The following is a 25,336-nucleotide window of genomic DNA, read 5'->3' as shown; positions in this document are numbered from 1 at the left end:
CAACTAAATGAGGTACAGAACCAAGGATTCACAAATCAAATTATTCTTCTGGCTCCTGCCTGGTTGTTGAATCTCGACTTCGCTCGATTACCGCGTAGTCGAAACACGGTTGTTGAATCTCGACTTCGCTCGATTACCGCGTAGTCGAAACACTGCCTTCTGCCTCCTGCCTCAAAACCAGTGACTTTGTACTTCATGCAAAAGAAAACTGCTGTATGTGGTAGTGCTGGTAATAAAGTTTGTTCAAATTGATTCAATAGAATAAATAATAGTAATCAACAAATGCAATTCCCAAACGATAGTTTAATCAAGATTCTTGAGCGATCGCTCGCACACAAACTCTAAAATAGGACATGATTATGATGTACTAATCGTGGCGATCGCCTGCCCTACAGTTATCATATTAATCCGGCCATTCAGCGCTCCCACTACATCGGTTTGAAAGATTTCATTGCCAAAGGTTTCTGAATAAAAAGCATCTCGTCCCAGTTTTAATGTTTCTTCTGTGACAGCAAAAGCGCCATTTTCCGGCGATAGTTGTTTGCTTCCCGCTTGTGTTTGCAATAATCGTGTTGCTTCTTCTTTATTAATTGCGTACCCCAACACATCATAAGAACCTATTTCCTGGGGTGCAGCTTGTGTTATGGGTGTAAAAGTTTTATCTAAGCTGGGAGTTTTACCTAAAACAATTTCTAGTCTGTAAGCGAAGAAAGTAACAATAATAATCAAAAATAACACTATGCCAATAGTTCGCCATGTCTTTTTTTGAGGCTGAATTTTAGGCGGATTGGTATCTATAGTAACACTTGAGTCAGTTTTCATAGTTCGATTTTACTCAATGCAGTTACATTGAAGCCGAGCATGAAAATAAAAGCTTCATCCTTACAGATGATGTCAGGTTGAGTAAAGGAGTAATTTTTGCCAGAAAAACCTTTAATCAGGACACAAAAAGTTTATTTGAGCAAGCTGTAGTTTTAGATAAGAAAAACCTTGCAGCAGCTTCTAAGTTATTTACGCAGTGTTTGGAAACTTGTGCAAGCGATCGCGTGCTTCAAATTTATTTACATCGTTGTGAAAAAATTTCTGCTCATTTTAACTGAAAGTAATCAAAAATTGTACGTATTTTTATCTATTGTTATATAAGTTGGGGGTAAATCTGGCGACGGCGCTGCTGTTGACAATAGGTATTTACTTAGGTATGTATCCTACAGAAGCTTTTTTGGTGTTGAGAAATCGCTAATGATACTTCTAAAGAAGAATAGTATTATTTATGCTTATTGAGTATAAATAATACTATTGCTAATTTTTCATATTAACTTCTCAACCAAGTTAAATGCTGCGTCTGCTTTTAATTGATGATAATGAACAGGATCGTGCTTTAGTCATCCGTAAACTAAAGTCAGAATTTTCTGATATTCAAATTGAACAAGTCGCAACAGCAGAACAATATCAGCAAGCAATGGAAGCAGGTAACTTTAAATTTGTCATCACTGACTACAGCCTGCGTTGGAGTGATGGGTTAGCTATTTTACATGAAATCAAATCTCGCTATCCGAATTGTCCAGTAGTTATGTTTACTGGTAGTGGCTCTCAAGAGATTGCCGTGGAAGCTATGAAAGCGGGACTGGATGACTACATCATCAAATCAGTGAAACACTATATCCGTCTGCCAGCTGCTATCCGTTCAATTTTGCAACGATTAGAGCAAAAGCAAACAGCCCAAAACACTCTTGCTGAACAAGCTCAATTGTTAGATCTGGTGGATGAAGCCATTTTTGTCCGCAATGCCAGCAATGCAATTACATATTGGAATCGTAGTGCCCAACAACTCTACGGTTGGACGAGTGCAGAAGCACTAGGCAAGATACCCCATGTTTTATTACAAACACAATTTCCGCCAACCTGCCCTAATATCGATGAAATCTTGTATCTACAAGCAAACTGGTCAGGCGAACTGACGCAAACCCAACGGGATGGAACCCAAATTATTGTCGAAAGTCGTCAGGTTTTAATGCGGGATGCACAAGGTCAGCCAAAAGGAGTTTTGGAAGTTAATCGAAATATTACCCAACGCAAACAAGCAGAAAAACAATTACTCCAAAGTGCGTTTTACGATGCACTCACAGGTTTGGCTAACCGAGCCTTATTTATGGAGCGTTTAAAACATGCACTCGCACAAACCAAACGCCAGGAAAATTATTTGTTTGCTGTACTGTTTTTAGATTTAGATCGATTTAAAGTGATCAATGACAGTCTAGGACACATAAAAGGAGATCAATTTCTGCTTGTGATTGCAAACAGGTTATCGCAATGTATCCGCTCAACAGATACAGCAGCACGTCTTGGGGGGGATGAATTTACAATCTTAGTGGATGGAATCCAAGATGTATCAGACGCTATCAAAGTAGCAGGGCGAATTCAACAAGAACTGGCATTACCTTTCTATTTAGACTCTCAAGAAGTTTTCACAACGGCTAGTATTGGCATTGCTTTGAGTTCGACAGTAGAGTATGAGCAACCAGAAGATATACTTAGAGATGCGGACACAGCGATGTACAGAGCCAAGGCATCGGGTAAAGCGCGGTTTGAATTATTCAACTCTGAGATGTATGCTTCAGCTCTGGCGAGATTGCAATTAGAGACCGATTTGCGTCGAGCAATTGAACGTGATGAGTTTCGAGTTTACTATCAACCAATTGTTTCGCTGGCTAGTGGCTCTATTTTGGGTTTCGAGGCACTGTTGCGCTGGCAGCATCCAGAACGGGGTTTGCTCAATCCTACTGATTTTATTCCTTTAGCTGAAGAAACTGGACTAATTGTCCAAATTGGCTACTGGGTACTGTACCAAGCGTGTCGGCAAATGCAACATTGGCTAGTCAACCATCGTAATACTTCGCTAGAGAAAATTAGCGTTAATCTTTCTGTCAAGCAATTTTCCCAGCCTGATTTGATTGAACGGATTGGGCAAATTTTGAATTCGACTGGTCTTGATGCTAAGAACTTAGTACTAGAGATTACTGAAAGCGCAATTGTAGAAAATGGTCAAGCAATTGCGACACTCTCACAACTTCAAGAATTGGGCATTGAGTTATCAATTGATGACTTTGGTACTGGGTATTCTTCATTAGAGCGTCTTTATAACTTTCCGATTAGTGTGTTAAAGATTGACCGCTCTTTTATTAACCCAATCAGTACAGATAAGAGAAATTTAGAAATTGTGGAAATCATCGTTTCTTTGGCACATAAGCTAGGTGTAAATGTGACTGCTGAAGGAGTAGAAACAAAAGAACAACTAACGTTTCTCCAAAACTTGAACTGTGAATATGCCCAAGGATATTTTTTTTCCAAACCATTGGATAACTTAGCAGCAATAGAATTAATTAGGCATTGCTGAATCAAGGGATGATTTTTACCTCACGCAAAGGCGCAAAGGCGCAAAGAATCTACCTTTAGCCTTCGTTGAAAATCTTAATTCATCCCGCATTTATGCAACGCCAATTAATTAATAGTAACGACTGATAATTTTTTCTTCTTTTAGTATTGCTAGCTAGGTTCCAATCGAGGCGGACGGTTAAACACAACCCAAAATAAACCAAGGGAGCGCACCATTTCTAATAGCGTGTTTGTGTCGGGTGGTTTGACTAAATAAGAGTTGGCTCCTAAAGTGTAAGCCAGATCGATATCGACTTGCTGTTCAGATGATGTCAAAACTATTACTGGCAAATGTTTAATGTTTGACTCATTTCTGAGCCAAGTTAAAACCTCGAAGCCAGAATAGCGGGGCAGTTTGAGGTCGAGCAGTATGAGAATCGGAATTGGGTAGCGATCGCGATCTTGATAAATGCTTTGCCCCCCAAGATAATAAATTGCTTGTTCGCCATCACTAACCACTTCTAAGGTGCTGGTTGTATTTAGTTTTTGAAACGCTCTTTGAATTCTAAATACATCAGCGCGCTCGTCTTCCACGAGCAAAATAGTCGAATTGTAATAACTTTTCATTTGCTTGCCTGTAACTCAATCCAAAATCGACTTCCGTCTCCACAAGCAGACTCTACGCCTGCTTGTCCTCCCAGGCGTTCTGCTCCTTTACGCACAATTGCCAATCCAATACCTGTACCTGGGTAAGCCTCAACGCCGTGCAGACGCTCAAAAATGCCAAATATCTGCTGTTGATGGGCGGGGTTAATGCCAATGCCATTGTCTTCAACCCACACACGCACCCAATTCTCCTGGGTTTGAACCCAAATTTTAATGTGTGGTTGAATTTCTGGGGCTACAAACTTCACAGCATTTGACAATAAATTGACAACCATTTGTACTAAAACCGAGCGGTGTCCCAAGACGATGGGCAAATCAGATGCAATAGCGATCTGGGCTTGACGATGGCGTAAATCTGCTTCCAGTTGCGCTTGCGCTTCTGCCACAACCTGAGTTAACCGCACGGGAGTTAGCCGAATCTGTTCGCGGCTCAGGCGGCTATATGCCAGCAGATCGCTAATGAGTTCATTCATCCGCTCGATGCCTCCAACGATGTAATGAATGTACTGTTGGGCAGTTTCATCCAAGCGATCGCCATAATCCTCTACCAAAGCTTCCGCAAACCCTTGGATTCCTCGCAACGGTGCCCGCAAATCGTGAGCCACAGTGTAGGAGAAAGCTTCTAAATCCTTATTGGCTTCCCGAAGTTGGGCAGTACGTTCTTCAACTCGTTGTTCCAGGGTAATGTTTAGTTGTAAAAGCTCGGCTTCTGCGACTTTACGGTTTGTGATGTCAGAACGAACAGCGATGTACTGATATGGTTTACCGGTGGCATCTAGAAATGGCACAATTGTGGTGGCAACCCAGTAAAACGTACCATCCTTGGCACGATTTTTAATTTCTCCTTGCCATACCTGTCCTTTGGTAATGGTTGCCCACATCTGCTGAAAAAATTCTTTAGGGTGATACCCAGAATTAATAATTCGATGGTTTTGACCAATCAATTCTTCTATTGAGTATTGTGAAAGCTCACAGAATTTATCGTTGACATAGGTAATTGTACCTTGGGTATCGGTAATGGCAACAATCGAGGAGCGATCGAGGGCAAACTTAAAGTCAGCCAGGTCTTTCAATGAGTGCTGTAATGCCATCTCTGCTCCCTTGCGCTCAGTAATATTTAAAAACGCGCCAATGCTTCCTCTGGTTTGCCCGCGTTCATCAAACAGAGGAGCAGCATACTCTAATAGCGTTAGGGTTGTGCCATCATGCCACACCACATCAACTTCAAAATCTCGAACCTCAATCCCGTGAGTGGCTGCACGTTGCAAGGGCAAATCTTCTGGAGCCAGTTGCCGATGATTTTGATAAATCTGAAAGTTTGTTGGGCGATGGCCTTCTGGCGCACTTAAGGAAGCATTGGCAGTTGGCGCAATGGCTAACATTTGAGCAAAGGCTGAGTTAACTCGAATCTTTTCACATTCCGGGTCAAGTGCAATGCCAATGCCGATGGGAATGACTTCTAATAGCGTTTGAGACTCTGCTAACTGTCTTTGGAGTTCCTGGTTTAAGTTCAAAATTCTTTGCTCGGCTTGCTTGCGCTCAGTTATATCAACTAGGTTGACAATCCAATACGGTAAATTGGGGCGATCGTCAACCATTGTAATATCAAGCAAGACTGGAAACACGGTTCCATCTTTACGAAGATGAACTGACTCATAGCTTAGATGTCCCACCTCATTGAGCCGTTGGATAAACTCCATCGTCTGTGTATGAGTTTCTGGTGGAAAGATATCGAGAATCTGGCTGCCTGCCAGTTCTTCAACCGAGTAACCGTGTATCCGAGCAAAGGCAGGATTAACCTTTTCCATGATTGCTCCTCGGCCGATCGCTAAACCATGTTCGGCAAATTGAAAAATATCTTTATACTTCTGCAAATCTGCTTCGGTTTGTTTGCGCTCGGTGATATCTCGATTCACCTCTAAAAAACCACTGGGATCGCCCTGCTCATCTCGGATTAGCACCTGACGGCTTTCAACAATAATTTGCTGACCATCTTTGCAAGTGTGGGTTAATTCACCCTGCCAGAGTTCTTGCTCTAAGAGCATCTGGTCGAGATTGCTGGCTAACTCTAGGGGTTGGGTTTGTAGGAATGTGTGGGTGATATGTCCCATCGCTTCTTGGCGCGTCCAGCCATACATCGCTTCTGCACCGCGATTCCAATAGGTAATTGCACCTTGTTCGTCTCGGACAAAGATGGCCTCGCTGGTCAATTCTAGTAAGTCAGCCTGTCGCTTTTGAATCCTAGCTTCTAAGTGTTCATTGCTGTGAGAAAATGCCCCAGCGGTTGCCTGCTTTAGCAAATCAAGGCGATGTAGCTGTTGCCCATTCCAAACTAGGAGTCCTGTAAGAGTGATGATGTGTAATACAACTGAGATAGAAGTAGCAAAGCCTGGTTCAAACAATCCCATCCGCGCTGTGGCGATCTGCAACCACCCCAAGAGCAACGGAATAGCGATCGCCACCGGCAAAAGGCGACGTGCAATCATTCCACCTGCGCTATCTGCTATCATAATCCTCATCAACCCTTGGTCTGGGTTAGCCATGAAAATGCCAATGGCTAGGACGACAAAACAGACTGCCGTATGCACACTCATCTGGGTGTAGGCTGGAAAAGCAATTATAGGTTGAACCCCATAAACATAGGTAATAACGACTTGAAGGGCGATTAAGCTTGTGAGGATGGTTAATATTTCTACCCAAATTCCCTTGGAACTTGGCGATCGCTTATTGGCTGCACTCAACCATAAAGCACTGCCGACAAAAGCAAAACAGACTGCTGTCAATGGTGACATGCGACCTGGCGTTAAGATGCCAATAGGTTGGGGATTGTTGGCAAAAAGTAATTGATCGATTCCCAAATCCCAGCCGCCCAGATATTCGCTGAGGGTAGCTAAAGCGATCGTTGCCACAGCAAGGCTACAGATTTGCCCAATCCAGCCTTGTTTAGAAGGTTGACCCTTGGTGAGGAAAAATAAAGAAGTTCCCGCTAGAATCAAGCCCAAAGCGGTGTTTGCCTTCATAGTCGCTAATGGCAGCACATTTTTGAGAACGCTGATATCTAGAATCCAGCCAATCAGGACAAGGCAGCCAATACTAGCAACAAACGCTGCTGCTAGTTTGGCTATCCTCGGTAACAACGACACTGACCATAGCTGAGATTGATAGTTCACGACGGCCTCTTACCTTTGCAAAACTAAGTTTTGTAGGGTTAAATTAGCAATCTAGAAATTAATATTCACCATACCTCAGCCCAACTTTCTTTCACTCCCTAGTAATAGGCTAAGGCATTTAGTCTAGCGATCGCTATTAGAACCAGACTGATTGAAACCAGCTGCTTCGGCTAATCAAAATCCTCGACTAACTTACTACAGCTATAGGAATCCGTTTGATTTCTGAAACGATTTACGTAGCCAGGGAAGAAGGCTCTCTAAAGTATACTGAGTTTTTTCATAAATCAAATATGAGTCCTATGGGAGTTACAAAATTACTCATGAAGGTAGGGAATAGGGAATAGGCAATAGGCAACAGGCAAGAAGAACGGGGCGATGCAACAAAGGTGCAAGGCGATGCAACAAAGGTGCAAGGCGATGCAACAAAGGTGCAGGGCAATGCAACAAAGGTGCAAGGCGATGCAACAAAGGTGCAAGGCAATGCAACAAAGGTGCAAGGCGATGCAACAAAGGTGCAGGTCAAGAGACTTGTGTGTACACCGTAGCCTTGCTAAGAGGTTGTTTGAAAAGTGGTTGGTTATGATTTTAGGCACTTTATCGATCCCCCCTAAGCTTCTTACCGAATGCGCGGATGGGTAGGTGTCCAAAACAAAATATGGGGGAGAAGGTTTCAAATTCGCTTAGTATAAGAGTTTTGGCGCAAATAGTTGCTCAGGTATCCGCGCCCTTTACACAGGCTAGGTTTTAGCTATTTTTTTACTACTCAATCTCAATTCTTCATGATATGATTGCCTCATCCGCGCATCAGAACCTTGAAAATCAAATAAAAACAGCGTTTCGGACTTCTACGGTTGAAATTTCACTTACTCCCTATTAGGGATTGAAACATTGTAAATTGCTGACTAACCGCGGGAACGACGTTGAAATTTCACTTACTCCCTATTAGGGATTGAAACCCACTGCCAAGTTTCAGCGCTCCCGCTTTTGGCAAATAGCGTGTTGAAATTTCACTTACTCCCTATTAGGGATTGAAACTGGCTCACCATCATTACCTGTGTAGACAAAACCAAGTTGAAATTTCACTTACTCCCTATTAGGGATTGAAACCACAGGGTGATAATTGCGCTCGATATCGTGTTAAGTTGAAATTTCACTTACTCCCTATTAGGGATTGAAACTGACACAGACTGTATACAACGGTGTAATATCAGGGTTGAAATTTCACTTACTCCCTATTAGGGATTGAAACGTATGCGGCAGGATTGCCGTAATCCACACCTCCATCCGATGTTGAAATTTCACTTACTCCCTATTAGGGATTGAAACGGCGTGAGCCTTGGCGCTGCACAGGGTTGGCTGTTGAAATTTCACTTACTCCCTATTAGGGATTGAAACCGCTTGCGTAAAGTTTCTGACATCGGATATAGTTGAAATTTCACTTACTCCCTATTAGGGATTGAAACAGCGGTGATTCATTGATTCCGCCTGTCGCTTGATGTTGAAATTTCACTTACTCCCTATTAGGGATTGAAACGGGTCACTAAGCCGGAGCTTCTCACTACCAGGCAGTTGAAATTTCACTTACTCCCTATTAGGGATTGAAACATTGATCGGAAAGTAACGACTTTCTACAGTTTTCGTTGAAATTTCACTTACTCCCTATTAGGGATTGAAACAGTCCTTGCACCGATACTTTACCAGAGTGAGTAAATGCCCATGTTGAAATTTCACTTACTCCCTATTAGGGATTGAAACATTTCTAAACCAGTTGGGGTATTAGAAAATAAGTTGAAATTTCACTTACTCCCTATTAGGGATTGAAACATTCTTCGCGATCGCCATAACTATTGAGTGTGAAGTTGAAATTTCACTTACTCCCTATTAGGGATTGAAACGAGTCGGTGAAGACACTTCCGAAATTACATAAAAGTTGAAATTTCACTTACTCCCTATTAGGGATTGAAACGGTTGGCGTTTCCCCTAGCAGGTCTTTCTATTGCTGTTGAAATTTCACTTACTCCCTATTAGGGATTGAAACATCGTCTCTCTTTACTCGTGCCATAATATCTCCGTTGAAATTTCACTTACTCCCTATTAGGGATTGAAACGGGGAATATATACGACGATCGGCAGAGTATACGGTTGAAATTTCACTTACTCCCTATTAGGGATTGTTTTGGTAAACAACTAAGTAACGCAAGCTCTGAACATTTTCACGCCTCGCCTTACTGCGATCTCTCTATCGGCCAATACCCTTATTTCTCAATCAAAGCTATACTACCATCGTAAATTGCCAAGATTTTGAGGTAGCAGCAGATGATTGATCTCTACACCTTTACCACGCCCAATGGACGCAAAGTTTCCGTGATGCTTGAAGAGGTCGAATTGCCTTATAATGTCCACAAAATTGACATTACTACTCAACAGCAATTTACACCTGAATATATTGCCATCAATCCCAATAGTAAAATTCCCGCCATTGTTGACCAAGAGACTGGGATTACAGTTTTTGAATCGGGCGCAATTCTAATTTACTTAGCCGAAAAAACAGGTTGTCTGTTACCTACTGACCAAAAAAGCCGTTTTCAAGTTCTAGAGTGGCTGATGTTCCAAATGGCAGGAGTCGGGCCAATGTTTGGACAACTTAACCACTTTAAACGCTTTGCACCCGAAAAAATTCCTTATGCGATCGAACGTTACGAAAAGGAAACTTTACGCATTTATGGTGTCTTAGATAAACAACTACAAGATAATGAATTTATCTGTGGTAACTATTCTATTGCAGATGTCGCAACTTATCCGTGGGTAGCGATTTATGAATTTCAAGGTTTAACACTTGACAATTACTCAAATCTCAAACGCTGGGTGGAGACAGTGCAGCAACGTCCTGCTGTGCAACGTGGAATGCAAGTCCCTTAAATACAAGTACATAACGACCTCAATGTTTTTTGGGCATTGCTGAATCTAGGGATGATTTTTACCTCACGCAAAGGCGCAAAGGCGCAAAGAATCTACCTTTAGCCTTCGTCAAAAATCTTAATTCATCCCGCATTTATGCAACGCCGTTTTTTGTATTCAGTTATTACAAGTCTGCTCTGCAATTCCTCCTGACACCGAATCACAGATTACGGTGTGGGAGGAATTGCGGTTTAAGTTGAGTCCGTCGAATGAAACAGATGCGTAGGTTGGGTTGAACGAAGTGAAACCCAACACATACAAGACTTTGAGGTGTTGGGTTACCCTTCGGGAAGCCGCCTCCGGCGTCTACGTTCCTCAACCCAACCTACATCTACATCAGATTTTTCGTGAAATGGTATAAGTTAGGCAATGTCACACAGTTATGAAACTGCGATCGCTCTGTGAACTTAGAAGGCTCATGTTCGCAGATCTCTCTTAAGTCAGAGATCTATTCGGTGCTGTGGTAGAAGATTTTTTGATTCCACTTCAGTATTCTAGTTGAGAATCAAATATCAGAGAAATTATCAAATTTCCTATTCTTTAACCAATCCCCCAGTTTCTTTAGCTGAGACATAAATCGCTTTTGGGTTTATGCTCTTAGCAGATATATAGTGCTAGAACAACAAACAATAGAAAAAATGGATAACAAAAACCAAGTTAATAATAGTAAAAATAATTCGGAACGGGATACAGAAACTTCTGAAACTAATATCCGTTTATCATCTAACGAATCCAAACAGATAACGAAAACAATTAATATAGATGGCGATCGCCCTGTCGATCCGAGTAACATTGAGATTAAGGAAACTATTAATATAGATGGCGATCGCCCAATTGTAAAAAACGAAGATATTAGCGATCGAACAATTGATATAGATGGTCAACGCCCAATTGCTAAGAGCCATTTTCAAGAGCATGACACGCTAAATATAGATGGTAAACGTCCAATTGACCCTAGTGATTTAGAGGTTGAGGCTATTCTTGACATCGATGGCAAACGCCCCATCGCTAAGAGTAATTTTAAAGTTGAAGATACTCTAGATATAGACGGTAGCCGGCCAATAGTTTCAGATAACGCTGTTGATTCGCCTTTTCCTGTGAATTATTTAGAATAAAATCATAACCTTAGTCAATTGTCAATTGTCTAGTGGTGGGTTCAAGCTTCTAATAATTGTTACTGCGAATTGCGTAGCTTGCTTCCCAATACACGGGGTATTGCCAATTGTCTAGGGGAGGCACTAACTGAAATGGTCATACCTGTTGTAGTATGCATTAAGCAACGATTTTAGCTAAAACCTAAAGTTATCCCGTCTTCGATCGCTAACATTGAAGGCACAACTGTATATAGGACTCATATTTGATTGCGTGAAAAAAACTTAATACACTTAATCTTCTAGAATCCTGTTGCCTGTTGCCTTTTGCCTATCTACGCAAATAATTTCAGTAAGCAAATCGGATTGCTATATTTACCATAATAATATTATCTCTATATGGGAATACTAAATCTGGTGTTTCAGATTTGGCATTATGCTGAGTATTCTTGGATATCCTCTGAGCGAACAATTTTATGATGGTTTGGCAACTATAATTTATAGAGGTGTGCCAGAGACTGACTTATTATCAGTAGTCGTCAAGCTACGCAACTTATTTACCATTGAAACTGTCGATAAAGGTACACGTTTAGGAGTGGCGATCGCTCGACCAATTATACTAGAAAAATATAATAATTTGCTCCAATGTAACTCTTCTCCAGGGTACAGTGTCGAATTTGCAATCTTAATTTCAGTTCAACACTAAGTAGGAGAAACGAGTCATGTATACTGAAAAACTCGAACAGGAAATACTTTTTCTTCGTCAGCAAAACGCACAGTTACAGCAACAACTTGCAAAATCTACCGCCGAGTTCTGTGCAAAAATCGCCCAATTAAAGCAGGAACTTCAAGAATCAAAACAACTATTAGAAAATAATCGTGAAGCAGAATTAATCCTCAAAACTTCTCAAGCTGCCCTAAGTGAAAAAGAAGCTAACTATCGTAGTATTTTCGAGACTGTCAATGATGGCATCAATATTGTTGATTTAGATACTGGTAAGATTATCGCTGCCAATCCAGCTTTTTGCCAGATGCATGGCTATTCCCTAGAAAAAATTTTACAGTTAAATCCTACAGATTTCATTCATCCAGATTCTTTTGATAAATTTGAGGAATTTATCAACAAGATTAAGATGGGAAAAGAATTTTACACTCAAGCTATAGATATTCACAAAGATGGGACTAATTTTGATATAGAAGTCACAGGTAAACTCTTTGACTACAATGGTAAACTCCAAGCCCTTTCAGTAGTGCGGGATATTAGCAACCAAAAACGAGCAGAACAAGAGCAAAGGCGATTACTAGCGATTATCGAAGCTACAAGTGACATTGTAGGTATGGCTGATGCAGATGGAAATAGTTGCTATCTCAACACAGCAGGTCAAAAAATTTTAGCAATTCCAGCCGCAGAAACTAAAAAATTTCATATTAGTGAAGTATCAAGATCGAATCAATTCCAGAATGAGATTATCCCTACAGCACTTCGAGAGGGAATTTGGTCTGGCAAATCTATATTTTGGAGTCGCAATGGTGAAGAGATTCCAGTTTCCCAAGTGTTGATTGCCCACAAAAATGAACAGGGAAAGGTTGAATTCTTCTCAACTATTGCCCGTGATATTCGCGATCGCCAGCACATCGAAGCCCAACTCAGACAACAGGCTTTGGATTTAGCCCAAGCCCTGCAAGAACTCCAACGCACCCAAGCGCAAATGATTCAGGCGGAAAAAATGTCTAGCCTTGGACAACTGGTTGCTGGTGTTGCCCATGAAATCAACAATCCTGTTAATTTTATCCACGGTAATCTCAGCCACCTAGAAGAACATACCCAAGATTTATTAAAGTTAGTTCGCTCATATCAACTCAGCAATATGGGTGAATTACAAAATAGCAGTTGCTATCCTATGGATTCACCGAAAGACTACAAGTTAGTACCGCCGAATTTATGCGAAGAAATTGACCTAGAGTACATTCAAGAAGATTTACCAAAAATCTTGAATTCAATGAAAGTAGGAACCCAACGCATCCGTCAAATTGTTCTGTCGCTGCGTACTTTTTCGCGCATGGATGAAGCCGATTTCAAAGCCGTAGATATTCACGAAGGTATAGATAGTACTTTAATGATTTTGCAACATCGCCTCAAAGAAAAGGCAGATTTCCCCGAAATTAATGTCATTAAAAACTATGGCAACTTACCTTTAGTAGAATGTTACGCCGGACAACTAAATCAAGTATTTATGAATATTTTAGCAAATGCTATTGATGCCTTAGAACAAAAAAAAGATAATGAAGTTTCTCTACCCACTATTACCATTCATACCACATTAATTGATTCTAATTGGGTAAAAATTGCCATCGGCGACAACGGTTTAGGGATGTCGGAGCAAGTTCAAAAACAGGTTTTTAATCCATTTTTTACTACCAAGCCCGTGGGTAAAGGCACAGGTATGGGAATGTCTATTAGCTATCAAATTGTTACCGAAAAGCATGGCGGCAAATTGAAGTGTTACTCAAAATTAGGACAGGGAACAGAGTTTGCGATCGCAATTCCAATTCGACACTAGATATTCCAGAGGACGAAATGCTTACAAAGCATTAGACTTTAGGGACTTGTGCTATTAAGCTAAATACTTAAGGTTATTTTTTCAAAAGGTTTAATTCTGTGGCAGTGGATGTAGTTAGCTAAGGAGTGTATCAATTGTTGCAAGATGTAACTTTGTTCGGTGTGCTGGCGATCGCTATTGGTGCGATTCCTGGTGCAGTGAGTCGGTATTATCTGACTGAATTTTGCAAGAGAGCCATAGGTACAAACTTTCCTTACGGCACTTTTATCATCAATTTTACAGGCTGCTTACTAATGGGCTTTTTCTTCACCTTATTTAAGGGGATAAAAGGATTTCCACCAGAGATTGATTTATTAGTAAGAACTGGTTTCTTGGGTTCTTATACAACCTTCTCAACCTATGGATACGATACATTCACGCTGTGGCGAAATGGTAAGCAAGGAACTAGCATTTTTTACTGGGCTGGCAGTGCAATTTTAGCAGTAGTTGGTATTATATTAGGTGGTTATTTAGGGCATCTATTTGTGAAATAATAACGATTCTCTTCAACAAAAATACCAATCTGTATCCCATTAGTTAATTACGAAGGAAACTGTTAATAATGCAAAAGAGTTTTATTCGCACTGTTATGGCGATCGCGTTGGGTGCGATTCCCGGTGCTGTAGGACGCTACTTGATCGCTGAATTGACCAAAGGAATTATTGGGAAAGATTTTTCCTATTATGGTACGTTTTTTATTAATGTAACTGGGTGTTTTATCATTGCTTTTTTTTACACCTTAAACGAGCAAAAGTTTAAAAGCCTTTCACCTCAAATTCGGTTAGCGATCGCCACTGGTTTTTGCGGTGCATACACGACTTTTTCGGCTTACGGATTAGAGACTTTTACCCAAATAGATAAAGGCAATACAACAGTAGCTTTAATCTATTGGTTAGGCAGTATGATAGTTGGTATGATTGCTGTGCAATTGGGTGTAATTTTAGGTAACCTTAATTCTAAATCCAGCATTACTGATTACTCGGACAAGCTGTAAGTAGGTCGGTGTGAATATTTATCGTTAGGAATAGGCAGGAGGCAGGAGGCAGAAGGCAGGAGTGAAGAGGGTTTTAGCCTAGTTTATGTTTCTTTACATAGTTCGGTTTTTTTGAATTGTTCTACTTAATAGGGAAGGAAAAACAGGCAACGTAAAAGTGAGTACAAACCTTACTGTTATATTATGTCCGGCTGATTAGTTATGATTAAATCTCACGCAAAGGCGCAAAGGCGCAAAGAAGTCTGCAAAGTTTTTATCGTAAGTAATTAGACGAACCTGATATTAGCTGTTCTCTCTCCCAAAGAAAGTTGAGATCGGCCAGTGCTTCTGCTTCAGCATGAGAGGCAAATAGGGAGCATCCCAAATGTTTGAATTTTTAAACTTGATATTTGATACCCAATTGGTCAAAATTTATTTGAAACGAAAAGGTCGTGGTCTGGCAATTCCATAACCTTGAGCATAATTTACTCCCAGGTTTTGAATTACTTCCAACACAGCCTTATTTTCTACAAACTCAGCAATAGTTTGCAGTCCCATAACTTGACCAATTTTATTGATAGCGTCTACCATTGCTAAGCTAACTGGTTCTTCTACAATATGCTTGACAAAACTGCCATCGATTTTGAGATAATCTACTGGTAGATTTTTGAGATAAGCAAAAGAAGACATACCGCTACCAAAATCATCTAAGGCGAAACAGCAGCCAAATTCCTTGAGTGAGCGAATAAATCCAGCGGCTTTACCTAAGTTTTTGATGGCGACAGTTTCAGTGATTTCAAAGCAGATTGCTGTGGGCGGTATTTTGTATAAAAGAAATTGCTCGCACACAAAATCAATGAATCGATCGTCATTAATACTAGCGCCAGAAAGATTAATTGTATATAAAGAGCGACGACTGTGTTTAAGCGATCGAGAATCATGCCATTGTAAATTCCCGTATTGCGCGAGATTAGCAAAAAACGTGTGAATCACCCAGCGATCGATAGTTTGCATGAGATTGTAACGTTCAGCTGCTGGAATAAACGCCATTGGTGACACCACCTCACCCGTTTCATCGATTAGCCGTAGCAGAACTTCGTAATGCTCTGTTAAAGAATAAGTCTGCGATACAGGAACAATAGATTGGTAGTAAAGGCGGAAACGATTGTCTGCCAGCGCTTGATTAATTTTTCCTACCCATTGGATTTCGCCACGTTGCTTTACTAGCTCAAGATCGTTAGCTTGGTACACATGTATGCGATTAGACCCTTGATTTTTCGCAAGATAGCAAGCTGCGTCGGCAGCACTTAAGGCAGTGTTCGTATTGTCAGTATCTGCGTCGATCGCAACTAAGCCGATGCTGACGCTCAAATTAAAAATTTTCTCCTGCTTCCACACGAAGCGAAAGTTTTGCGCTGCTTCACGTAGGCGATCGCAAATTAATAATGCTGTCTCTAGAGAACAATTGTTGAATATGATGCCAAATTCATCTCCGCCTAAACGTGCAAGTATGTCATAAGAACGCAGATAAGTTTTAAACAAACTAGCAACTTGGCACAATAGTTCATCACCAGCAAGATGACCACAAGTATCATTGATAATTTTGAACTGGTCTAAGTCTAAATAACACAATGCGTGCTGTTCTTTGGCAGACTGAGCGCTGGTTACAGCTTCTATTAAGCGATTTTCAAACTCGCGCCTGTTAACCAGTCCAGTCAAAGCATCGTGGCTAGCTTGCCAGGATAATAAACGTGCCAGATTGCGGTTTTGGCTCACATCGCGAAACACTAGGACTACACCTATGATTTGGCCGTCTCTGGTACGAATCGGTGCAGCACAGTCTTCAATGGACAACTCTGTGCCGTTGCGGGTAATTAAAACTGTGTGGTTAGCTAAACCCACGATCGCACCAGAATGCAAAACTTTTTCTACTGGGTTTTCTACGGTTTGACGGCTAATTTCATTAATAATTCTAAAAACTTCTGTTAATGGCAAGCCTAGTGCCTCGGCTAAACTCCAGCCAGTCAGCACTTCTGCAACTGGATTCAGATATTTAATCAAGCCACTTCCATCAGTTGTAATTACTCCATCGCCAATAGATTGCAATGTCACTAAAGCCAGTTCTTTTTCTTGAAAAAGAGCTTGTTCTATAGATTGGCGCTCGGCAATTTCTTCTTGCAACCGTCCCAGAGTCGTTAACAATTCCCTTGTGCGTGAAGACACTCTCTGTTCTAACTCTTCATTTGCTTTTTTAAGCGCTGTTTGCGCTCGGCGACGCTGGCGATCGATCGCGTTGAGCGAACGAGCATTCCACCAAATCAGTATTACAAAGACAACAATATTCAAAATGCTTAAGGCACACAGTCCGAATTCAGCAGTATAAATTTGCATTCGGTAACCAGCTAAAACTACCCAGCATATAACTGGCGGAAACGCAATTGCGGGGGGTAATAAAAACCTCGCTACAATCCCACCTGCATTCTGACTGCTGACTACGACCATCAACCCACGATTTGGACAGGCAAACAAAATGCCATAGGCTAACAACAAGAATGCAACTGCTGTATGCACTGCAATTGATGTTAAGGAGCCAAATCTAAACAAAAGTGCATTGCCATATATGTACCCCAACAGCCCCATTCCGGCAATGAAAAATGCCACTATTGCACATAATTGGGCTAGTAAATATTTAGGAGCAGCCAAATTCAACAGCAGTAGACTTAATCCAAATAACACAAAAATAACCGCTGTATGAACTGCCATTCGACCAGGAGCGGCATCACCTAGCGGGTCGATACTGGTATGAAAGAAGATTTGGTCAATGCCAAGGTCTACATTGAAGGCATACTGAATTAGTGTCAACAAACCAATTAATAAGACAAAAAGGGCACAGGCTTGAGCGATAGTACGTCTGATGGCAATTCTTGGTTGCCAATGCCACAGCCATAAAGATGTTCCCCCCAAAATCAAACAGATAGCTGTGTTAGCTTTCATAGCTACCCATCCTGGCACAATGCTTTTGAGAACTGTAATATCTTGTATCCAACCAACAATCACAGCACAGCCAACTAAGACTACTGCAATACTGGCTTTTTGGGAAAATGAGCGGAATAAAGCGTTAAGTGCGGGAGACTGATATCGAGATTGAACATCATGAATAGCCATAGCTTTATTTAATAAATAACTGGCAACTATTCTGCTATTTGCTGTTTATCACGGAAATTAACTAGATGCAAGTACTTGAGTTCGATTAGAAAACGGAGTTTTTCGGGTGTGAGTTTGATGATAGCGATCGCCAAAGTCTATTTCGGAAAAATTTTTACTATCATAATCCTTAATATTTCTCTAACATAATTGATAAAACTATTTATTTTGAGCGAGATTTAGCTTCAAGATAAATTCAATTTTTGCGAATTTTTGCTCATCTTCAAACGCTAGTTATTGCTAGATTTTTTTGAAACCTATTTACAAAAGTTTTCGGGTAGGGAATAAGAAGTAGGGAATAGGGAACAGCTATAAAAACTTTCTTTATAACTCAAAAGCCGATTGGAGAAGGTGTTTTCCCAGACGCCCAGCCAAATAAAAACAGTGTCCTTTTTTATTTTACATTTAATTATGTATAAATACTTAAAAGTCTCAACTAAGAAATAGTTTACAGAAAAACTCAAATTTTCAACCATCAGAAAACAAGTCTGGTTCGCAAATTTTGGAAGTTATTTGGCTGATTGATGGAGATTTTTTTGCTATTTCAAAAACTGATTGCCAGCCTTGGTGGATTTTTCGTTTTTAAAGGCAATTGGGAATTTTGTCAAACCATACACCTCCCTTGAACTGCTGGCATTCATTAGACCTGCCTTGAAAATAGGGACTGGGGACTGGGGACTGGGGACTAGGAAAGAAATATTTTCATTCCTTCGTTGTGAATTGTGTTCATGGAGTCTCTTGCAAAAGTCCTTCTTTGCGTTCTCTTCTCTGCGCCTTTGCGCCTGGAGGGTGATACAAATTCATATTTATGCAAGAGGTCTATTAATTGCGGTGTGAGGAGAGCGAAAAATACTCACACTTGTTTGGAAATCAAAACCTCAGTCTCAAGAGAGATTCTTCTAAAGGTAAAATTCAGATTGAATAGAATAACCGTGTAAGTATACGGATAAATTTGAATGAAACGCGACTCTACTGGTAAATTTGTTAATAATTGGGATTCCGAAAAAAAACAACGAGTTAGTATCTCTCTTACCAGTACAGCGTGGCGATCGCTTGATGAGGAAGCCCAAAGCCGAGGAATTTCCCGTTCGGAATTGATCGAATACTTTGCCCGCAGTCTGGGAAATGAGCAAGATTTAGGTTTGAAGCAAAACAGGGCAACCGCTGAAAACCCTTTGTTGGAACAACGCATCCTCGAACAAAAGCAAGCGATCGCCGCTTTAGAGCGTCAAAAACAAGAGTTAGAGGCCTTACTGGAAAACGCGCCAGATGCCATCGCCCGCTTCGATTCCCAAATTCGTTACCTGTATGTCAACCGCATTGTCGAGCAAGCCTTAGGACTTTCGCGGGATTTTCTAGTGGGTAAATCCATGTCTGAATTTATGTCAGACCCCATCCACTTATTTTGGCAAGAGCATTTACGTCAGGTGTTTGCAACTGCTCAAGAGCAAGAAATTGAATTTGAATTTGCCACCCCCTTTGGCCTGCGGTTTTATCAGGCTCGGTTGGTTCCAGAATTGGATAACCAGGGAACACCGGTTTCAGTCATAGTTATTAGTCGGGATATGACCGACACAAGACTTACCCAGCAACAACACACCCAACTCACCGCTAGCCAAGAAACTGAACGCCGGGTGACAACAATCCTTGAAAGTATTACAGATGCTTTTGTTGCTTTCGATGGCAATTGGCACTACACCTATGTCAATCAGGCAGCAGCGAAAATTTTACACAGAACACCACAAGAACTCATTGGTAAACACGTTTGGCATGAGGCGTTTCCCGAACTGGTTGGCAGTGTAGCATATCAAGCACTGCATCAAGCAGTAGCTCAACAACTTCCTGTTTCATGGGAAGAGTTTGGAGAACCTGTTGGCTGTTGGCTAGAGGCAAATGCTTATCCATCACCTGAGGGCGTGGCAGTCTATTTTCGTGATATTACCCAACGCAAACAAGCCGAGGCAGAACGGGAGCGATTGCTTTGCGAACTTGAAACCGAACATGCTCGATTTGAAGCCGTTTTACGGCAGTTACCAACAGGAGTGCTAATTGCCGATGCTGCGTCTGGTAAATTAGTTCTCGCCAACGAACAAGCCAAGGAAATTCTAGGGTATAGCTACGAACAGTCTCTAGAACTCAAAGAATACTTACCTATTACACCATTTGTAGCCTTGTACCCTAATGGAGAGATATATGCTGGTAATGAATATCCATTGGCGCGATCGCTCCAAACAGGTGAAGTAGTCTCTAACGAAGAATTGCACCTCCAAAGTAGCGATCGGCAAATTTTTATTAGCGTCAATTCTGCACCAATTCTCAATAGTCAAAACCAAATTGTGGCCGCTGTGGCTGTATTTCAAGATATAACCGAGCGCAAGCATATAGAAACAGCTATGAGGCAGCAAGCTGAGGCATTAGAAAACCAGCACAAATGGTTAGAAACTGTCTTAGATTTGATGCCAACACCAACAGTATTTATTGAACCAGTCACCGCAAAAGTTACTTTTTCTAATCGGATCGCCAACGAATTGGCTGGTGGCGACTTACCGAAAAACAAATCCCTAGATGAGTATGCCGATGCTTATTATTGCACCGATGCCAATGGCGATCGCATTCCCACACAGAGAATGCCTGCGGTGCTGTTAGCACGGGAAGAACGGCTGGAAAATTACCAAATGAATTGGCATACACCCGGAGGTATTCGCTCGACGCTTTGCTGGGGAGAAACCTTGCCTGCAATGTATGGGCATCCGGCAATTTGTATTTGTATGTTTCAGGATGTGACGAAACTCAAGGAAATTGAAGAAAACCTGCGACAAACAGAAGAACGCCTACAACTTGCCTTATCTTCAGCCCAGATAGTTGCCTGGGACATGGATTTAATCGCAAATCGCGTGGTGTGTTCTCCCAATGCGCTTTCGGTTTGGGGGCTGGAAGAAGGTACGGTAGAAGAGTTTATGGCTGTAATTCATCCAGGCGATCGGCTGCGAATCATGCAAGCAGCCCAAAGAGCAGCACAGGGAGAGGCACTTTATCAGCAGGAGTACCGGGTGATTGCTCCAGACGGATCTGTGCGCTGGCTCAACAGCCAAGGAAGAGTCTACCTTGATGCAACTGGACGGGGAGTTCGCACCATTGGCGTTTCCGTCGATATCACAGAACGCAAACAAATCTTCCAACAGCTGCAATATAAAGAGGCACAACAGGAATTTTTAATTCAATTAAATAATGCAATTCGGGGTCTTCCAGACTCCAAGGAAATTATGTGGCAGGTGGTATGTGCCACAGGGCAGCATTTCCAAGTTAGTCGCTGTACTTACGGTGAAATTGATGCCACCCAAGAATACGTCATGGTCGAGCGCGACTACTGTAACGGCACAATTAGCGTTGTTGGCTGTCACTACATGGATGCTTTTGGGCCGCAAATCATTGCTGAACTCAAGCAGGGCAAGACAATTGTTGTAGATGATGTCGATACCGATCCTCGAACTAAGGGAGCAGGTGCAGCCGCCTTTAAGACAATTGAAACCAAATCTCTTTTATGCGTGCCGTTGGTGAAACAGGGAAGGTTTGTGGCCTTGTTTGTGCTGCACCATATTTCTCCTCGAAACTGGAGAGACGAAGAAGTGGCGCTGATGGAGCAAATTGCCGAACAAACTTGGTTAGCCGTAGAGCGATCGCGTGCCGAAGAGGCATTGCGAGAAAGCGAAGCGCACCTGCAACTGGCGCTGAATGTCGGGCGCATGGGAGCTTGGGACTGGGATATACAAACAGGCGCATTGCGCTGGACAGAAGGACACTTCACAGTGCTAGGTATGCAACCCTATGAGTGTCAACCCAGTTATGAAGTTTGGGCAAGTCGAGTCCATCCAGATGATAAAGCACAAACTGAGGCCAAAGTCAAACAAACCATGCAGACTCAGAAAGAGTATCACCATGAATATCGCCTGCGTTGGTTGGATGGTTCTATTCATTGGGTGGAAGCTAGAGGAGAGTTTACTTACGATTTGAAGGGAAATCCCAAAAATTCCATTGGCGTTGTTATCGACATCACACAACGCAAACAAGTTGAACAAGAACGGGAACAATTATTAGAACGCGAACGCATTGCCAGGATGCAAGCAGAAACCGCACAACGCCAACTAACAAACATTTTTGAAACTTCTCCGGTGGGAATCGGACTGTTAGATGGCAAGCAGCGATTTATTGCCATTAATGAAGCATTAGCTCAAATCAACGGACTGACTCGCGAACAACATTTAGGACATTCAGTTGCTGAGCTTTTTGGTGAAATCGATCCCGGAATAGTTTCAGTTTTTGATGAGATTTACAATACAGGAAATCGCTTTATCTCACTGAGCTTTGGTATCAACGCTCCTGGTCGTAGCGATCGCTCTCCAGGTTACTACAATGTTTACTATCTGCCCACAACCAACTCAAAAGCTCAAATAGAAGATGTTTTAGCCTATGTGATAGATGTCACCGAGCAAGTCAGGTTAGAGCGTAACCAACGCTTTCTCGCACAGGCAAGCGCGGTTTTGGCATCTTCCCTCGATTACCAAATTACCCTAGAGCGAATAGCACAGTTGGCAGTACCGGAGTTAGCAGATTGGTGTACAGTCCACATACTAAAAGAAGATGGTTCTATCGAGCAGATTGCGGTAGCTCACACCGACCCCGCCAAACTTCAATGGGCTGAGCAAATCAGACAGAAATATCCTTTGAACCCCAACGATCCTAGAGGTGCTGCATGGACATTACGCACAGGCAAATCAGATTTATTGCCAGATATTCCCGATGAATTGTTAGTACAAGCAGCCAGCGACCCAGAACATTTAGAAATTTTGCGCTCCGTTGGGTTTAAATCTGTAATGACAGCGCCATTACGAACCCAAAATAGAATTCTGGGGGTAATTTCCTTTATTGCAGCCGAGTCTGGACAACGCTATGACCAGAGCAGTTTACAATTAGCAGAGGAACTAGCTCACCGTGCTTCCTTAGCCATTGATAATGCCCAATTGTACCGCATAGCTCAAAGCGATCGCGCCAAAGCCGAAGCCGCTAACAGAGTTAAAGATGAATTTCTCGCAGTGTTATCCCACGAATTGCGATCGCCCCTCAATCCGATTTTAGGTTGGACAAAACTGCTGCGAAGTAAGCGGCTAAATCCTGCAAAAGCCGACCAAGCCTTAGAAACAATCGAACGCAACGCCAAATTACAAGCGCAATTGATTGAGGATTTATTGGATGTCTCCCGCATCCTACAAGGAAAAATGTCCTTAAATGTCGCACCAGTTAATTTAACTGCAACTATTCAAGCAGCCCTAGAAACAGTACGACTGGCAGCAGAAGCCAAAAATATCCAAATTCACACCACACTCAACCCTGTTTCTGAAACAGTTTCCGGTGATATCAACCGCTTACAACAAGTTTTCTGGAACCTGATTTCTAACGCCGTGAAGTTCACTCCCTCTGGCGGACGAGTTGAAGTACAACTAGAACAGGCGGGCATGTATGCTCAAATTCAAGTTAAAGACACAGGAATTGGTATCACCCCAGAATTTTTACCTTATGTATTTGAATACTTCCGTCAAGAGGATGGCGCAACGACACGAAAATTTGGTGGATTGGGATTAGGATTGGCAATTGTCCGCCATTTAACTCAACTGCATGGAGGAATAGTCACCGCAGATAGCCCAGGGCAAAATTTGGGGGCAACATTTACAGTCAGGTTGCCGTTAAACGTTGTTGAGCAAAAGCTATCTTTAGATGATAGGCATTTGGAAAGTGTCCCCGACCTCACAGGTCTTCGGGTATTGGTTGTTGATGACGATGCAGATATGCGGGATTTGGCAGAATTCATCCTCACCCAAGCTGGCGCACAAGTGACTACAGCCGCTTGTGCATTACAGGCATTAACCTTGTTAAATCAATCCGTGCCCGATTTACTAGTGTCTGACATCGGTATGCCAGAAATGGATGGCTATTCTCTGATTCAGCAAATTAGGCAATACCCACCCCAAAAAGGAGGAACCGTACCAGCGATCGCCCTTTCTGCTTATGCAGGAGAAATCAACCAACAACAAGCACTACAAGCCGGATTTCAACAGCATCTTGCCAAACCCATCAACCCAGATGAGTTAGTCAGAGCAATTGCAACCATCATTGGAAGTGTATAGCAAACAGGCCCACTGAAGAAGCGGATTTTTATCTATCCAGTAGGAGCTTCTTAGATTTGCAAGAGCAGATTAGCAGATTCTCCATTGATACTCAACGGAAACTATGGGAAAGTTATTTTAAGATGCTGCACAGACCATAGGCAAAACTGAAATATAAAGGATGAAGAACAAACAAAATTTTATTAGTTTAAATTTGAAACTTCATCTTTTTTGCTCTTTGGATAACCTATGATAATTATAACTTTACATCAAACATATGTAATAGACGTATATTCAGCCTTAATGAAGCTCCTCAAACAAAAATAATTTGAGGAGCTTGAGGAGCTTTTAGAGTGTAAAACAGTTAGTGACTAAAATAATTTAACTCTCTTAATTTGTACAATCCTCTACCTAAAGAAAGGGCATTTCATTAAATTATTACGTATCCTAGAGTACAAATATTTTCCACATCCAAACATTAATAAGCCTTCATTGATGTGAAAATCAACTGGGGTAACCATAGTAATCAGGTTTTTTACCTTTTATGGGTAAAGGGAAGTGTAGCAAAGGCTGAAGGTTCCTCACTACTTTGTCTTCCCGATAGACCTCTTACTTAGAGGATGTTTGAAAAGTATTTCGCTGTGATTTTAGGCACTTATCGATCCCCCCTAACCCCCCTTAAAAAGGGGGGAACTGGAATTAAAGCCCCCCTTCTTAAGGGGGGTTGGGGGGATCAATAACGTTTTGCTACCGACGAAAGGACTTTTCAAACAACCTCTTAGGTGTTATCCCAATGTGAATATCTTCTTACCGAAGGCGGTTGAAGATATCTATACCTTTAACCAGCTTCTCGATTAGCTCAATAGACTTGTACATTGTTTCTTGATAACATCTTAAATCAGAGAAAGTAAAATTAAACTCTTACAAGAAATATGGCAGTGTTTTCATTAAAATAAAGATTTTTGATTAATTCAAAACACTGCCATAACTTGTGGAGAAGCTGATTTGATATCTTAAGTTATTCAACCGCTATTCAATGTCATCAAAAAACAAAAATATTCTACTTAAACAAAGTAGTATTAGTGAACAAGTCCGTTATAAGCAGTTGCAGCAACTATCAGAATTGTTATAACTACCAGTGTTG

At 41.6% G+C, this 25,336-nt stretch carries 14 protein-coding genes and 1 CRISPR repeat array; of the genes, 9 read left to right on the top strand and 5 right to left on the bottom strand.

What is annotated here, in order from left to right:
- Positions 1 to 357: 357 nt before the first annotated feature.
- Positions 358 to 822 carry a hypothetical protein gene (locus H6H03_RS25660; RefSeq protein WP_190957881.1) on the bottom strand — a complete coding sequence of 155 codons (465 nt, stop codon included), beginning with the start codon at positions 820 to 822 and terminating at the stop codon, positions 358 to 360.
- Between the two features lie 77 nt (positions 823 to 899).
- Here H6H03_RS25660 and H6H03_RS25655 point away from each other — a divergent pair, with 77 nt between their 5' ends.
- Together H6H03_RS25655 and H6H03_RS25650 are read left to right on the top strand one after the other, a co-directional pair.
- Entirely contained in the window at positions 900 to 1,100 is a 201-nt protein-coding gene (locus tag H6H03_RS25655; RefSeq protein ID WP_190957880.1) for a hypothetical protein, read from the top strand.
- Between the two features lie 233 nt (positions 1,101 to 1,333).
- A complete protein-coding gene (locus H6H03_RS25650) occupies positions 1,334 to 3,394 on the top strand; it encodes an EAL domain-containing protein (protein WP_190957879.1) in 2,061 nt (686 codons plus the stop codon).
- 149 nt (positions 3,395 to 3,543) lie between these two features.
- On the opposite strand, the gene H6H03_RS25645 is transcribed toward H6H03_RS25650, so the two are convergent.
- The 3 genes from H6H03_RS25645 to H6H03_RS25635 form a co-directional block, all read right to left on the bottom strand.
- Positions 3,544 to 3,999, bottom strand: coding sequence for a response regulator (locus tag H6H03_RS25645; protein WP_190957878.1), 456 nt, complete (start codon positions 3,997 to 3,999; stop codon positions 3,544 to 3,546).
- On the bottom strand, positions 3,996 to 7,208 hold the full coding sequence (locus H6H03_RS25640; protein WP_190957877.1) for a PAS domain-containing sensor histidine kinase: 3,213 nt from the start codon (positions 7,206 to 7,208) through the stop codon (positions 3,996 to 3,998). The genes H6H03_RS25645 and H6H03_RS25640 overlap by 4 nt, the downstream gene beginning before the upstream one ends.
- Positions 7,209 to 7,526: 318 nt before the next feature.
- Positions 7,527 to 7,718 carry a hypothetical protein gene (locus H6H03_RS25635; RefSeq protein WP_190957876.1) on the bottom strand — a complete coding sequence of 64 codons (192 nt, stop codon included), beginning with the start codon at positions 7,716 to 7,718 and terminating at the stop codon, positions 7,527 to 7,529.
- Between the two features lie 340 nt (positions 7,719 to 8,058).
- Positions 8,059 to 9,386: a CRISPR direct-repeat array (repeat unit 37 nt; unit sequence GTTGAAATTTCACTTACTCCCTATTAGGGATTGAAAC).
- A gap of 138 nt (positions 9,387 to 9,524) precedes the next feature.
- On the opposite strand from H6H03_RS25635, the gene H6H03_RS25630 reads away from it, so the two are divergent.
- From H6H03_RS25630 to crcB (H6H03_RS25605), 6 genes are all read left to right on the top strand, one after another.
- Complete coding sequence (locus tag H6H03_RS25630; RefSeq protein WP_190957875.1) at positions 9,525 to 10,127, top strand: glutathione S-transferase N-terminal domain-containing protein; 603 nt, start codon at positions 9,525 to 9,527, stop codon at positions 10,125 to 10,127.
- A gap of 650 nt (positions 10,128 to 10,777) precedes the next feature.
- Positions 10,778 to 11,281, top strand: a complete 504-nt coding sequence (locus H6H03_RS25625) for a hypothetical protein (protein WP_313931913.1) — start codon at positions 10,778 to 10,780, stop codon at positions 11,279 to 11,281.
- 412 nt (positions 11,282 to 11,693) lie between these two features.
- Positions 11,694 to 11,963, top strand: a complete 270-nt coding sequence (locus H6H03_RS25620) for a hypothetical protein (RefSeq protein ID WP_190957874.1) — start codon at positions 11,694 to 11,696, stop codon at positions 11,961 to 11,963.
- Between the two features lie 16 nt (positions 11,964 to 11,979).
- Positions 11,980 to 13,818, top strand: a complete 1,839-nt coding sequence (locus tag H6H03_RS25615) for a PAS domain-containing sensor histidine kinase (protein WP_190957873.1) — start codon at positions 11,980 to 11,982, stop codon at positions 13,816 to 13,818.
- A 134-nt stretch (positions 13,819 to 13,952) separates the two neighbouring features.
- Positions 13,953 to 14,351 (top strand): fluoride efflux transporter CrcB, encoded by a 399-nt coding sequence (crcB, locus tag H6H03_RS25610; RefSeq protein ID WP_190957872.1) that lies wholly within the window; start codon positions 13,953 to 13,955, stop codon positions 14,349 to 14,351.
- A 68-nt stretch (positions 14,352 to 14,419) separates the two neighbouring features.
- A complete protein-coding gene (gene crcB / locus H6H03_RS25605; RefSeq protein ID WP_190957871.1) occupies positions 14,420 to 14,851 on the top strand; it encodes a fluoride efflux transporter CrcB in 432 nt (143 codons plus the stop codon).
- 411 nt (positions 14,852 to 15,262) lie between these two features.
- Here crcB (H6H03_RS25605) and H6H03_RS25600 read toward each other — a convergent pair whose 3' ends face one another.
- Complete coding sequence (locus H6H03_RS25600; protein WP_242057884.1) at positions 15,263 to 17,995, bottom strand: EAL domain-containing protein; 2,733 nt, start codon at positions 17,993 to 17,995, stop codon at positions 15,263 to 15,265.
- A gap of 995 nt (positions 17,996 to 18,990) precedes the next feature.
- Here H6H03_RS25600 and H6H03_RS40550 point away from each other — a divergent pair.
- Positions 18,991 to 24,213, top strand: a complete 5,223-nt coding sequence (locus tag H6H03_RS40550) for a PAS domain S-box protein (RefSeq protein ID WP_190957870.1) — start codon at positions 18,991 to 18,993, stop codon at positions 24,211 to 24,213.
- Positions 24,214 to 25,336: the final 1,123 nt, after the last annotated feature.

The organism is Nostoc paludosum FACHB-159, assembly GCF_014698835.1.
Taxonomy (GTDB): domain Bacteria; phylum Cyanobacteriota; class Cyanobacteriia; order Cyanobacteriales; family Nostocaceae; genus Nostoc; species Nostoc paludosum.
The sequence above is the reverse complement of the archived record's forward strand: the minus strand, read 5'-3'. Positions and strand labels throughout refer to the sequence as shown.